The 11,699-nt window shown below is 73.6% G+C and carries 14 protein-coding genes; 3 read left to right on the top strand and 11 right to left on the bottom strand.

Features of this window, described 5'->3' with window-relative positions; genetic code table 11:
* Positions 1 to 30: 30 nt before the first annotated feature.
* From soxR to amrb99_RS43920, 7 genes are all read right to left on the bottom strand, one after another.
* Positions 31 to 591 (bottom strand): redox-sensitive transcriptional activator SoxR, encoded by a 561-nt coding sequence (soxR, locus tag amrb99_RS43950; protein ID WP_206700355.1) that lies wholly within the window; start codon positions 589 to 591, stop codon positions 31 to 33.
* A 76-nt stretch (positions 592 to 667) separates the two neighbouring features.
* Positions 668 to 1,237: a DUF421 domain-containing protein gene (locus amrb99_RS43945; protein WP_190867871.1), complete on the bottom strand. Its 570-nt coding sequence runs from the start codon at positions 1,235 to 1,237 to the stop codon at positions 668 to 670.
* Positions 1,238 to 1,366: 129 nt separating this feature from the next.
* Entirely contained in the window at positions 1,367 to 3,184 is a 1,818-nt protein-coding gene (locus tag amrb99_RS43940) for a phosphoenolpyruvate carboxykinase (GTP) (RefSeq protein WP_347257122.1), read from the bottom strand.
* Between the two features lie 177 nt (positions 3,185 to 3,361).
* The gene (locus tag amrb99_RS43935; RefSeq protein WP_241756505.1) at positions 3,362 to 4,402 is read right to left on the bottom strand and encodes an ABC transporter ATP-binding protein; all 1,041 of its coding nucleotides are present in this window, start codon (positions 4,400 to 4,402) and stop codon (positions 3,362 to 3,364) included.
* A 62-nt stretch (positions 4,403 to 4,464) separates the two neighbouring features.
* A complete protein-coding gene (gene modB, locus amrb99_RS43930) occupies positions 4,465 to 5,250 on the bottom strand; it encodes a molybdate ABC transporter permease subunit (RefSeq protein ID WP_190867865.1) in 786 nt (261 codons plus the stop codon).
* Positions 5,247 to 6,032, bottom strand: a complete 786-nt coding sequence (modA, locus tag amrb99_RS43925; protein WP_190867863.1) for a molybdate ABC transporter substrate-binding protein — start codon at positions 6,030 to 6,032, stop codon at positions 5,247 to 5,249. The genes modB and modA overlap by 4 nt, the downstream gene beginning before the upstream one ends.
* Positions 6,033 to 6,049: 17 nt before the next feature.
* Entirely contained in the window at positions 6,050 to 6,469 is a 420-nt protein-coding gene (locus amrb99_RS43920; RefSeq protein ID WP_190867861.1) for a TOBE domain-containing protein, read from the bottom strand.
* A gap of 180 nt (positions 6,470 to 6,649) precedes the next feature.
* On the opposite strand from amrb99_RS43920, the gene amrb99_RS43915 reads away from it, so the two are divergent.
* The 3 genes from amrb99_RS43915 to amrb99_RS43905 all read left to right on the top strand — a co-directional run bounded on the left by amrb99_RS43915 (position 6,650) and on the right by amrb99_RS43905 (position 8,878).
* A complete protein-coding gene (locus amrb99_RS43915; protein WP_347257121.1) occupies positions 6,650 to 7,675 on the top strand; it encodes an alpha/beta hydrolase in 1,026 nt (341 codons plus the stop codon).
* Between the two features lie 34 nt (positions 7,676 to 7,709).
* Positions 7,710 to 8,165 carry a PPOX class F420-dependent oxidoreductase gene (locus amrb99_RS43910; protein ID WP_347257120.1) on the top strand — a complete coding sequence of 152 codons (456 nt, stop codon included), beginning with the start codon at positions 7,710 to 7,712 and terminating at the stop codon, positions 8,163 to 8,165.
* Positions 8,166 to 8,242: 77 nt separating this feature from the next.
* The gene (locus tag amrb99_RS43905) at positions 8,243 to 8,878 is read left to right on the top strand and encodes a hypothetical protein (RefSeq protein WP_190867859.1); all 636 of its coding nucleotides are present in this window, start codon (positions 8,243 to 8,245) and stop codon (positions 8,876 to 8,878) included.
* Positions 8,879 to 8,947: 69 nt separating this feature from the next.
* Here amrb99_RS43905 and amrb99_RS43900 read toward each other — a convergent pair whose 3' ends face one another.
* From amrb99_RS43900 to amrb99_RS43885, 4 genes are all read right to left on the bottom strand, one after another.
* On the bottom strand, positions 8,948 to 9,151 hold the full coding sequence (locus amrb99_RS43900; protein WP_151546846.1) for a hypothetical protein: 204 nt from the start codon (positions 9,149 to 9,151) through the stop codon (positions 8,948 to 8,950).
* A gap of 177 nt (positions 9,152 to 9,328) precedes the next feature.
* On the bottom strand, positions 9,329 to 10,714 hold the full coding sequence (gene der, locus amrb99_RS43895; RefSeq protein WP_190867857.1) for a ribosome biogenesis GTPase Der: 1,386 nt from the start codon (positions 10,712 to 10,714) through the stop codon (positions 9,329 to 9,331).
* Between the two features lie 37 nt (positions 10,715 to 10,751).
* Complete coding sequence (cmk, locus tag amrb99_RS43890; RefSeq protein ID WP_347257119.1) at positions 10,752 to 11,414, bottom strand: (d)CMP kinase; 663 nt, start codon at positions 11,412 to 11,414, stop codon at positions 10,752 to 10,754.
* A gap of 173 nt (positions 11,415 to 11,587) precedes the next feature.
* Positions 11,588 to 11,699 (bottom strand): integrase core domain-containing protein (locus tag amrb99_RS43885; RefSeq protein ID WP_190867855.1); only part of this gene is annotated, 112 nt, incomplete at its 5' end.

Here is an 11,699-nt window from a genome sequence, read left to right as displayed (position 1 = left end):
CCTCCGGCGCGCGCCGGGCCGCGCCGGAGGTCAGGAGCGGGCGGCGCAGGACACCGGGTCGCAGTCGTCCTCGGACGCGGCGCCCTCGCCGTCCCCGTCCGGGGCCTGCCGGGGCGCGGGGCGGGCGGCGTCGACCAGCAGGCGGCGCGGGCCGGGCCCCTCGTCGCCGAGCCGGTCGTAGGGGTTGGCGAGCGCGCACTTGTTGATCGACAGGCAGCCGCAGCCGATGCACTCGGTGAGGTCGTCGCGGAGCCTCTCCAGCTGCCGGATCCGGGCGTCGAGGTCGGCGCGCCACAGGTCGGACAGCCGCGCCCAGTCCGCGACGGTCGGCGTGCGCTCCTCGGGGAGCGTGGCCAGCGCGTCCCTGATGTCGGCGAGCGGGATGCCGACCCGCTGCGAGACCTTGATGAACGAGACGCGGCGCAGCGTGTCGCGGGTGAAGCGGCGCTGGTTGCCGGCGGTCCGGCGGCTGCGGATCAGCCCCTTGGCCTCGTAGAAGTGCAGCGCCGAGACGGCCACGCCGCTGCGCTCGGCGAGCTGCCCGACGGTCAGTTCGTGCTTGCGGTGCTCCAGGCGCGTCATGACGCGCATCCTATGCGACCTCAACCGGACTTGAGGTTACCTGGCGGTCAACACCGGAGCGCGCCCGCCGGACCCGCCGGACAGGTCAGTGCCGCCCCGCGAGCCGCTCCAGGTGCCGTTCGATGCGCTCGAGCCGCGCCCGCAGGTCGGCGACGTCGCCGGCGGAGGCGGACTGCTCGGCGTCCCGCAGCCGGACCACGACCGCGCCGCCCGGTTCGAGGGTGACCAGCCGGGTGTCGGCGACGTCGTCGCCGCCCTGCTCCTGGATCGCCTCGTCGACGTCGCCGGGCCGCAGCCCGAGGCGCAGCAGCGTCCGCCGCCGGTACGCCCCGTCCTCCGCCAGGACGCTCGCGCGGCCGTGCACCAGGCCGGAAAGCCACGGCAGGAACAGCGCCGCCCGCACCAGCGCCGCGTTCAGCGCCAGCAGCACCACGGCGCCGAGCACTCCCCCGGTCAGCGAGTCGTCGGGGCCGATGACCGCGTTCTGCACGACGTTCGACAGCAGCAGCATGACCACGAAGTCGAAGCCGTTGAGCTGCGCCAGCTCCCGCTTCCCGGCCATCCGCAGCAGGACGACGACCACCAGGAAGACCGCCGCCGACCGGATCACCTTGTCGGCCACCGGGACGCCCATCCCGAACAGGTCATGCCACATGTTCCGCTCCGATCCCCAAAAGGCTCGCGCCCGCTCGCTGAAGGATCTCAGCGAGCGGGCGCGGACGGGCGGACGGGCCCGCCCCGCACGGCCGGCAAAACGGGCCGTGGCGGGACGGGCGGTGCCGGATCAGGCCTCCAGGCGGCGCACCAGGTCGTGGTACTCGTCCCAGAGCGCCTTCGGCATGTGGTCGCCGAACTTCTCGAAGAACTCGGGCACGAGGGCGGCCTCCTGCTTCCACACCTCGGTGTCGACCGACAGCAGCGTCTCCAGGTCGGCGTCGTCGATCACCAGGCCGTCGGTGTCCAGCGACTCCTTGGTCGGCAGCTGCCCGATCGGGGACTTGGCCGCGTCGGCCTTGCCGTTCAGCCGCTCGACGATCCACTTCAGCACCCGGCTGTTCTCGCCGAAGCCGGGCCAGATGAACGTGCCGTCGGCGTTCTTGCGGAACCAGTTGACGTAGTAGATCCGCGGGAGCTTCTCGGCGTCGGTGGCCTTGCCGATCTCCAGCCAGTGGCCGAAGTAGTCGCCCATGTTGTAGCCGCAGAACGGCAGCATGGCGAACGGGTCGCGGCGCAGCTCGCCGACCGTGCCCTCGGCCGCGGCGGTCTTCTCGGACGCGATGTTCGCGCCGAGGAACACGCCCTGCTGCCAGTCGAAGGACTCGGTGACCAGCGGCACCGCGGACGCGCGGCGGCCGCCGAACAGGATCGCCGAGATCGGCACGCCCTTCGGGTCCTCCCACTCGTCCGCCGCGATCGGGCACTGCCCGGCCGGGGTGGTGAAGCGGGCGTTCGGGTGCGCGGCGGGCGTCCCGGACGCGGGCGTCCAGTCGTTGCCCTTCCAGTCGGTCAGGTGCGCGGGCGGCTCGTCGGTGAGGCCCTCCCACCACACGTCGCCGTCGTCGGTGAGCGCCACGTTGGTGAAGATGCTGTTGCCCCACAGCGTCTTCACCGCGTTGGCGTTGGTGCTCTCGCCGGTGCCGGGCGCGACGCCGAAGAAGCCGGCCTCGGGGTTGATGGCGTAGAGGCGGCCGTCGTCGCCGAACCGCATCCAGGCGATGTCGTCGCCGATCGTCTCGACCTTCCAGCCCGGGATGGTCGGCTCGAGCATGGCGAGGTTGGTCTTGCCGCACGCCGACGGGAACGCGGCGGCGACGTAGCGGGTCTCGCCCTCCGGCGGGGTGAGCTTGAGGACGAGCATGTGCTCGGCCATCCAGCCCTCGTCGCGCGCCATCGTCGAGGCGATGCGCAGCGCGTAGCACTTCTTGCCCAGCAGGGCGTTGCCGCCGTAGCCGGACCCGAAGGACCAGATCTCGCGGGTCTCGGGGAAGTGGGTGATGTACTTGGTGGAGTTGCACGGCCACTTGACGTCGGCCTGCCCCGGCTCCAGCGGCGCGCCCACCGAGTGGACGGCCTTGACGTAGGTGCCGCGCTCCTCGATCAGCCGCAGGGCGCCCGTGCCCATCCGCGTCATGATCCGCATCGAGACCGCGACGTAGGCGGAGTCGGTGATCTCCACCCCGAGCTGGGAGATGGTGCCGCCCAGCGGGCCCATGCAGAAGGGCACCACGTACATGGTGCGGCCCTTCATGCAGCCGTCGAAGAGCCCGTCGAGGGTCTGCCTCATCTCGGCCGGCGCGATCCAGTTGTTGGTCGGCCCGGCGTCCTCCTCCTTCTCGGAGCAGATGAAGGTCCGGTCCTCGACCCGGGCGACGTCGGTCGGGTCGGAGGCGGCGTGGAAGCTGTTGGGCCGTTTGGCCGGGTCGAGCCGCGTGAGGGTGCCCTGCTCGACGAGGAGGCCGGTCAGACGCTCCCACTCCTCGTCCGAGCCGTCACACCACTCGACGCGGTCGGGCTTGGTCAGCTCGGCGATCCCGCGTACCCACTCCACTAGTTCGGTGTGGCCGGTAGGGGCCTGGTCGAGGCCGGGGACCTGGTTGGACACGGGCAACTCCTTCAGCTGTTCGCAGGATGTTTGCATGATGAACAAGAGCCGACGTTTTTGCCATTTGGTCTGGACCAATCCCGTCGCCTTCTGGGCCTTCCCGTGCAGTTTTGTGATTGATATCACTGGAGCACGGGCGCCGACGGCCGCGCGCCGCCGCCCCCGGCTTCGACCCGCTCAAGCTGGGTAAACGTGGGTTTCGGTGGCCTTCACGGCCGCCCAAATCGTGCTGCCCTCGGACAAATCGAGTTCCGCGACCGATGCGGGAGTGATGTCCGCGACGGCGTCGAAAGGCGGGCCGGACAACCGCACCCGCACCCGGTCTCCATGGCGTTCGACCGCCGCGACACGCGCGCGCCAGAGGTTGCGCGGGCTGCCGTCGGGGCGAGTACGGTACAGCGCGACCGACGATGGCGCGAAGGCCAGGAAGACCTCACCCTGAAGCGAGTCGACTGTGTCCAGCGTGTGCTCGCTCTCGGTGCCCCCGATGACTACGGTGCCCCCCTCGGCCTTCCCCCGGTACAGGTTCAGCCCGACGAGCCGGGCGACGTAGTCGGTGCGCGGCCGCCGGGCGACCTCCGCGGGCGTGCCCTCCTGGACCAGCCGGCCGCCCTCCACCACGGCGATCCGGTCCGCCAGCACCATCGCGTCCAGCGGGTCGTGGGTGACGAGCACCGCGGCGCCCGCGAACCCGGCCAGGTGCCGGCGCAGCGCGGCGCGGATCTCCAGCCGGGTGTGCGCGTCGAGCGCGGCGAGCGGCTCGTCCAGCAGCAGCAGGCCCGGCTCGACGGCCAGCGCGCGCGCCAGCGCGACCCGCTGCGCCTGCCCGCCCGACAGCGCCCGGGGGCGCGCGGACGCGTACTCGGCGAGCCCCACCCGCTCCAGCCACTCCGCCGCCCGGCGCCGCGCGGCGCGGCGTCCGGCGCCCTGGCAGCGCGGCCCGAACGCGACGTTCTCCAGGACGCTGAGGTGCGGGAACAGCAGGTAGTCCTGGAAGACCATGCCGACGCCGCGGCGCTCGGCGGGCAGCGGGCGCAGGTCCGTCCCGTCCAGCCGGATGTGGCCGCCGGGCATCGCGACGAGCCCGGCGAGCGCGCGCAGCGCGGTGCTCTTGCCCGCGCCGTTCGGCCCGAGCAGCGCGACGACCTCGCCGGGCGCGGCGGCGAGCGCGAGGTCCAGGTCGAACGCGCCCCGCCGCACGACGAGCCGCGCGTCCAGCCCCTTCGCGCCGCCGTCCCCGCCGGCGCCGCCGTCCCGGGTCGCGCCGCCGTCCCCGGACGTCACGTCTCCACCCAGCGGTCGCGGAGCGCGGCCAGCACGGCCACCGACACCGCGAGCAGCACCAGGCTCAGCACGATCGCGGCCTGCGGGTCGTTCTGCAGCGCGAGGTAGACCGCGAGCGGCATCGTCTGGGTCCGGCCGGGGAAGTTGCCCGCGAAGGTGATCGTCGCGCCGAACTCGCCGAGGGCCCGCGCCCAGCACAGCACCGCGCCGGCCGCGACGCCCGGCGCGACCAGCGGCAGCGTGACGCGGCGGAAGATCGTCCAGCGGCCGGCGCCGAGGGTGGCGGCGGCCTCCTCGTAGCGCAGGTCGGCGGCGCGCAGGGCGCCCTCCACGCTGATCACCAGGAACGGCATCGCGACGAACGTCTCGGCGAGCACCACCCCGGCGGTGGTGAACGGCAGCGTGATCCCGAACGCCGAGTCCAGCCACTCGCCGACGAGCCCGCGGCGGCCGAGCGCCAGCAGCAGCGCGACGCCGCCGACGACCGGCGGCAGCACCAGCGGCACGGTGACCAGCGCCCGGACGATCCGCAGGCCGGGGAACGACGCCCGCGCCAGCATCCAGGCCAGCGGGACGCCGAGCAGCAGGCACACGCCGGTGGCGAGCGTGGCGCTCAGCAGCGACAGCCGCAGCGCCTCCAGCACCTGGCCCCGGCCGAGCCGGGTGCCGAGGGTGGACCACGGGGCGCGGGCGAGCAGCCCGGCCAGCGGCAGCACCAGGAACGCCAGTCCGGCCAGCGCGGGCAGCAGCAGGAACCAGGGCGGCCGGCCGGACCGGTTCACGGCGCCTCGAACCCCGCCGCGGTGAGCGCGGCCCGGCCCTGCGCCCCGAGGACGAGCTGGATGAACCGCTCGGCGAGCGCGCCCTGCGGCGCCTTCTTCACCTCGACGATCGGGTAGTCGTTGACCGCCTTGGCCGACTCGGGGAACTCGATGGCCTTCACCTTCCCGGCCGCGGCCTTGGCGTCGGTGCGGTAGACGAGCCCGGCGTCGGCCTCGTCGAGGCTCACCTTGGTGAGCACCGCCTTGACGTCGCTCTCCTCGGACGCGGGCGCGACCTTGACGTTCGCCGCCGCGAGCGCCTTCCTCGCCGCCGCGCCGCACGGCACCGTCGGCGCGCACAGCACGACCTTCAGCCCGGACCGCGCCAGGTCCGCCAGCCCGGCGACCTTGCCGGGGCCCTTCGGCGGGACGGCGATGACCAGGCGGTTGCGGGTGAACACCCGCGGGGTCCCGGCGGCGTCGCCCGCGTCGGTGACGGTCTTCATCGTCGCCGGGCTGGCGGAGGCGAACACGTCAGCCGGGGCGCCCTGCGCGATGCCCTGCGCGAGGCTGTCGCTGCCGCCGAAGTTGAACCGGACCTTCACCCCGGGGTGCGCGGCCTCGAAGGTCTTGCCGAGGGCGGTGAAGGTCTCGGTCAGCGAGGCCGCCGCGAACACGGTGAGGGTCTTGGACCCGCCGCCCGAGGAGGTGCCGCCGCCGGTGCCGTCGCCGGTGTCGCCGCAGCCAGCCGCCGCCAGTGCCAGGGACGCCGCGAGCACGGCCGCCGATGTGCGCTTGAACATGTCACTCCTCAAGGGGGTCAGCCCGGGTCGGACACCTCGACGACGACGTTGGTCGACTTCACCACCGCCTCGGCGACCACGCCGACCCGCAGGCCGAGCTCGTCGGCCGCCTCGCGGCTCATCAGCGACACGAGCCGGAACGGCCCCGCTTGGATCTCCACCTGGGCCATCACGCCGTCCCGGACGACCTCGGTGACGATCCCGCGCAGCCGGTTGCGCGCGGAGGAGAACCGCTCGGCCTGCTCGGAGGGCGCGGCGCCGCGCGCCTGGTCGCGCGCCTGGTCGCGCACGAAGGCGGCCAGCTCGGCGCCCGGCACCCGCCGGTGGCCGTGCTCGTCCCGCTCGGCGGGCAGCCGCCCGCCGTCCACCCAGCGCCGGACGGTGTCGGCGCTGACCCCGAGCAGCGCGGCCGCCTCACTGATCCTGAACGTCGTCACGAGGGATGATCGTAGCCCTCGCAGATTCGACCTGCATCTATGAATATGGCCAGATATTGCAAGCCGTTAAGGGCGTTCGCTCTGGCATTTGCCACAGCCGCGCCTCACCGCCCCCCGGCTTCGGGAGGACGGCGGCCGGATGTCACCATCTACTTACATCCCCGTCGCGAGGAGGACCCGGTGACGCAGCCGCACCCGACGACCCTGGTCATCGAACGCCACGGGACCGCGAGCCTGCGGTCCCGCGCGGTCTCGGCGGGGATCCGCCGCTTCCTGCGCCCCCGGCTGGCCAAGGCCGCCGCGCTCCCCTTCGACGACCGGGCGCTGCGGCGCGCGGCGGCCCTGGACCGGCTCGCCGCACGGGCCCCGGCACCGCGGGGCGTCCGCACGGAGAAGGTCCGCTTCGACGGGTTCGGCGCGGAATGGGTGCGCGGGCCCGGCGCACCGTCCGCCCGCGACCGCGCGATCCTCTACCTGCACGGCGGCGGCTGGGTCTGCTGCGGCCTCAACACGCACCGCCGGATGATCGCCTCGTTCGGCTCCGCCGCCGGTGTCCCCGCGCTGTCGGTCGACTACCGGATGATCCCCGCCGTCCCGTTCGAGCGGGAGGTCGAGGACTGCCTCACCGCCTACCGGTGGCTGCTGGACGAGCGGGGCGTCGACCCCGCGCACATCGTCATCATGGGCGACTCGGCGGGCGGGCACCTCACCTTCGCCACCGCGCTGCGCGCCCGCGCCGAGGGCCTGCCGATGCCGGCGGCGCTCGCCGCGCTGTCCCCCATGCTCGACATGGACCTGACCGACAAGCTCGCGCACGCCAACATGGGCCTCGACCCGTCCGACCCGGGCGTGCTGCTGGAGCGGCTGGTGGAGGCGTTCCTCGGCCACCTCGACCTCAAGGACCCGGCGGTCTCCCCCGTCCGCGCCGACCTGGCCGGGCTGCCGCCCGTCCTGCTCACGGCCGGCTCCACCGAGCTGCTGTACTGCGACTCCGAGCTGATGGCGCGGCGGCTCGCCGAGGCCGGCGTCCCCGTGACGCTGCAGGTGTGGGACCGGCAGATCCACGTCTTCCAGATGTTCGGCCCGTACCTGCCGGAGTCCCGCGCGGCGATCCGCGCGCTCGGCCGGTTCGTCCGCGACGCGCTGGACGGCCGCCTCGCCGCGGCCCCGGACGGCACGCCCGCCGGCCTGGAGAGCGCCGGTTGACCTGAATCGCGGTTGAGGTCCTAGCGTCGGCTCCGTGAGCACCACCGCAGATCGGAGAGCGACGATGACCGACCCGTTCACCCCGGCCGAGCGCGCCTACCTCGGCACGCAGAGCCTCGGCCGGCTGTCCACGATCGGCCCGGACGGCGGGCCGCAGACGCGGCCCGTCGGGTTCCGGCTGAACGGTGACGGGACGATCGACATCGGCGGCCCGGACAACGCGGCCAGCCGCAAGTACCGCAACGTCCTCGCGGACCCGCACGTGTCGTTCCTCGTCGACGACAAGCCGCCCGCCGACGACCCGGACGCGGTGCGGCCCGGCTGGGGGCGCGGCGTGGAGATCCGCGGGACCGCGGAGCCGGTCAAGGGCCGCATGCACATCGGCGAGGGCTTCTTCAGCGACGACCTGATCCGGATCCGCCCGGTCCGCGTGATCAGCTGGCACATCGATGCCGAGCGCCCCGAGCAGCAGGCCCGCACGGTGGCCTGAGACGGCGGTGTGGACGCGGACACCGCGGGTAAAGGGGGTGCAAAACAGAATCCGTAGCCCGGTCAGGAGGAATGATCATGACTGGGACCATGCGCGTACCGCGCACCAGGGGCGGCTTCAGCGGGATCCTGCTGGTGCTGCTGGGCCTGTGGGGCGGGCTGCTGCCCTTCGCCGGCCCCTACTTCGACTTCGGGTTCGCGCCCGACGACACCTGGGTCTACGACACCGACCGGCTCCAGCTCAGCATCGCCCCCGCGGCCGCCGCCGTGCTGGGCGGGCTGATCGTGCTGTTCAGCGCGCACCGCGCGATCGCGATCCTCGGCGCGTGGCTGGGCGTCCTCGGCGGCGCCTGGTTCGCTGTGGGCGGGCCGCTCGCCACGCTGTGGGACGTCCCGGGCGTGGGCGCGCCGCTCGGCACGGGCGAGGGCCGGCACCTCGCCGAGCAGCTGTCCGGCTTCGCCGGGCTCGGCGTCGTCATCGTGTTCTTCGCGGCGCTCGCGCTCGGGCGGTTCGCGGTGGTCGGCGTCCGCGAGACGGTGCCGCCGGACGAGCCGCAGCAGGAGTCCGCCGGCACCACGCAGCCGCTGGTGTTCGGCCGCTACGCGCGGGAGAACGCCGGGCCGGGGCAGCCGGTCGAGCCGGGGCGGCCGCCCGCACCGCGCCCGCCGGGCGACCAGCGGGTCGCGGGCGAGCAGGGCCGCGTCGAGCGGTAGGAGGCCGGACGGCGGCCGCCCGGACCGTGGCGGTGCGGGCGGCCGCTGTGCGGGCGGCCGTGCGGGCGGTCAGCGGTTCCGGCTGCGCATGTTCCGGACGGACTTGGTGGTCTCGTAGCTGCCCTTCTCGTCGTCCAGCTTCACGTCGTCGCGGTCGGTGAACATCGCGACGAACGCGACGAGCAGGCCGACGCCGCCGATCCACGGCTCGCGCCAGACGAAGCTGGCCGCCACGCAGGCGACCGCAACGGCAATGAGCAGCAAGAGCTTCACGTCGCACCCCTCGACCGCGCCATGAACGTCCGGGAGAACCGCTCACCCAGACTAGAACACGCATTCGTTGCGAGATCAACGAGTAATGGAAGACTTACGCGCTGCCCGCAGGGTGCATCCTGACACGCCGCGGCCCGCCGGGGAAAGATCCCCGGCGGGCCGCGGCGGAAAATCCGGCTACTTGCGGGCCTTGCCGCGCTTCTCGCGGATCTTCATCGCGATGTCGAGCGGCGTCCCGGCGAACCCGAACTCCTCGCGCAGCCGCCGCTCGATGAACCGCCGGTACCCCTCCTCGAGGAACCCCGAGGTGAACAGCACGAACCGGGGCGGCCGCACCCCCGCCTGCGTCGCGAACAGCACGCGCGGCTGCTTGCCGCCGCGCACCGGGTGCGGGTGCGAGTTCACCAGGTCGGCGAAGAACTGGTTCAGCTTCGACGTCGGGACGCGGGTGTTCCAGCCGTCCAGCGCCGTGTCGATCGCCGGGACGAACCGGTCCATGTGCCGGCCCGTCCGGGCCGAGATGTTCACCCGCGGCGCCCACCGCGCGTTGTGCAGCTGCCGGTCGATCTCCCGCTCCAGGTAGTGGCGGCGCTCCTCGTCCAGCAGGTCCCACTTGTTGTAGGCGATGACCAGCGCCCGGCCCGACTCGATCACCATCGACACGATCCGCAGGTCCTGCTCGGCGAGCGGCTCCGCCGCGTCCACCAGCACGACCGCGACCTCGGCGCGCTCCAGCGCCGACTGGGTGCGCAGCGTCGCGTAGAAGTCGGCGCCCTGGTTCTCCCGGTGCCGCCGCCGGATCCCCGCCGTGTCGATGAACCGGAACGTCCGGCCGCCCAGCTCGATCAGCTCGTCGATCGGGTCGCGGGTGGTGCCGGCCACCGCGTCCACCACGGCCCGGTTCTCCCCCGCCAGCTGGTTCAGCAGGCTCGACTTGCCGACGTTCGGACGGCCCAGCAGCGCGATCCGGCTCGGCCCGCCCTGCTCCCCGAACGTCTCGCGCGGCGCCTCCGCCGGCAGCGCCTCCAGCACCGCGTCCAGCAGGTCCCCGCTGCCGCGGCCGTGCAGCGCCGACACCGGGTGCGGCTCCCCGATCCCCAGCGACCACAGCATCGCCGCGTCCGCCTCGGCGCCCGTGTCGTCGACCTTGTTGGCCACCAGCACCACCGGCTTGCCGGACCGGCGCAGGATCTCCACCACGGCCTCGTCCACGTCCGTGGCGCCCACCGTCGCGTCCACCACGAACATCACCACGTCCGCCAGGTCGACCGCGAGGCGCGCCTGCTCGGCGATCGCGGCGGCCAGCCCGGCCGCGTCCGGCAGCCAGCCGCCGGTGTCGACGACGGTGAACCGCCGCCCCGACCACGTCGCGTCGTAGGCGACCCGGTCCCGGGTCACCCCCGGCACGTCCTCCACGACGGCCTCGCGGCGCCCCAGGATCCGGTTCACCAGCGTCGACTTGCCGACGTTGGGCCGCCCCACCACCGCCACCACCGGCGCGGGGCCGGCGTCGGCGGCGACGTCCTCGACGACGTCCGCGGTCTCGATCTCGTAATCGCTCACAGTCACATATCCCCACAGGGGCCGTCAGGCCGCCCGCTCACTCATGCTCTTTGGCGAGGCGGACGACCGCCTCGATGACCTCGGCGAGGCCCAGTTCCGTCGAGTCGATCTCGTGCGCGTCCGCCGCCTTCGCCAGCGGCGACGCCTTCCGGGTGGAGTCCAGCCGGTCGCGGCGCGCCTGCTCCGCCTGCGTCACCGTCACCGACGCGCCCGGGTCCGCCGCCAGGTCCTTCGCGCGGCGGGCCGCCCGCACCTCCTCGCTGGCGGTGAGGTACACCTTGACGGGCGCGTCCGGCGCGACGACCGTGCCGATGTCGCGGCCCTCCACGACGATGCCCCCGTCCGTCATGATCTCACGCTGCAGCGCCACCAGCCGCGCCCGGACGGCCGGGACCGCGCTGACCGCGCTGACCGCGTTCGTCACCTCGCGGGTCCGGATCGGCTCCGAGACGTCCTGCCCGTCCACGCTGATCGACGGGGTGTCCGGGTCGGTGCCGGACACGATCACCGGGTCCCCCGCGCGCGCGGCGACCGCGTCGGCGTCCTCGACCGGGACGCCGTTGCGCAGCATCCACCACGTCATCGCGCGGTACATCGCGCCGGTGTCGAGGTAGCGCAGCCCGAGCGCGCGGGCGACGCCCTTGGACGCGCTGGACTTGCCCGAACCGGAGGGTCCGTCCATGGCGATGACGAGCGGCACGATCGCTCCCTTTCGTCGGCGTCGAAGCGCCCGCCGGCGCGGGCGGGCGGCGGGCGGGGCGGGCGGCGGAACGCGAGCGTTTCCCTCGCGGGGGCCCAGCGCATCAGGCTACCGGCCCGCGCGCACCACCGCGGCCCGCCGCAAGATCCGCGGCCCCGGCTAGCTGTACTCGGTCATGACGTTGGTGACAGGCGGGTGATGGGTGGGTGGCCGCCGAGTGCGGTGTGTGGGCGTTGGGTGTTGTAGTAGTTCAGCCAGGGTGTCAGGCGGTGGGTGCGTTGGGTG

The sequence above is a fragment of the Actinomadura sp. RB99 genome (assembly GCF_014706005.1).
GTDB lineage: Bacteria > Actinomycetota > Actinomycetes > Streptosporangiales > Streptosporangiaceae > Spirillospora.
This window is presented reverse-complemented; position numbering and strand designations above follow the sequence as displayed.

Excerpts from the sequence above, each read along its gene's own strand:
- modA (WP_190867863.1), bottom strand. The coding sequence starts at position 6,032 with ATGTTCAAGCGCACATCGGCGGCCGTGCTCGCGGCGTCCCTGGCACTG.
- amrb99_RS43945 (WP_190867871.1), bottom strand. The coding sequence starts at position 1,237 with ATGTGGCATGACCTGTTCGGGATGGGCGTCCCGGTGGCCGACAAGGTG.
- soxR (WP_206700355.1), bottom strand. The coding sequence starts at position 591 with ATGCGCGTCATGACGCGCCTGGAGCACCGCAAGCACGAACTGACCGTC.
- amrb99_RS43905 (WP_190867859.1), top strand. The coding sequence starts at position 8,243 with ATGACTGGGACCATGCGCGTACCGCGCACCAGGGGCGGCTTCAGCGGG.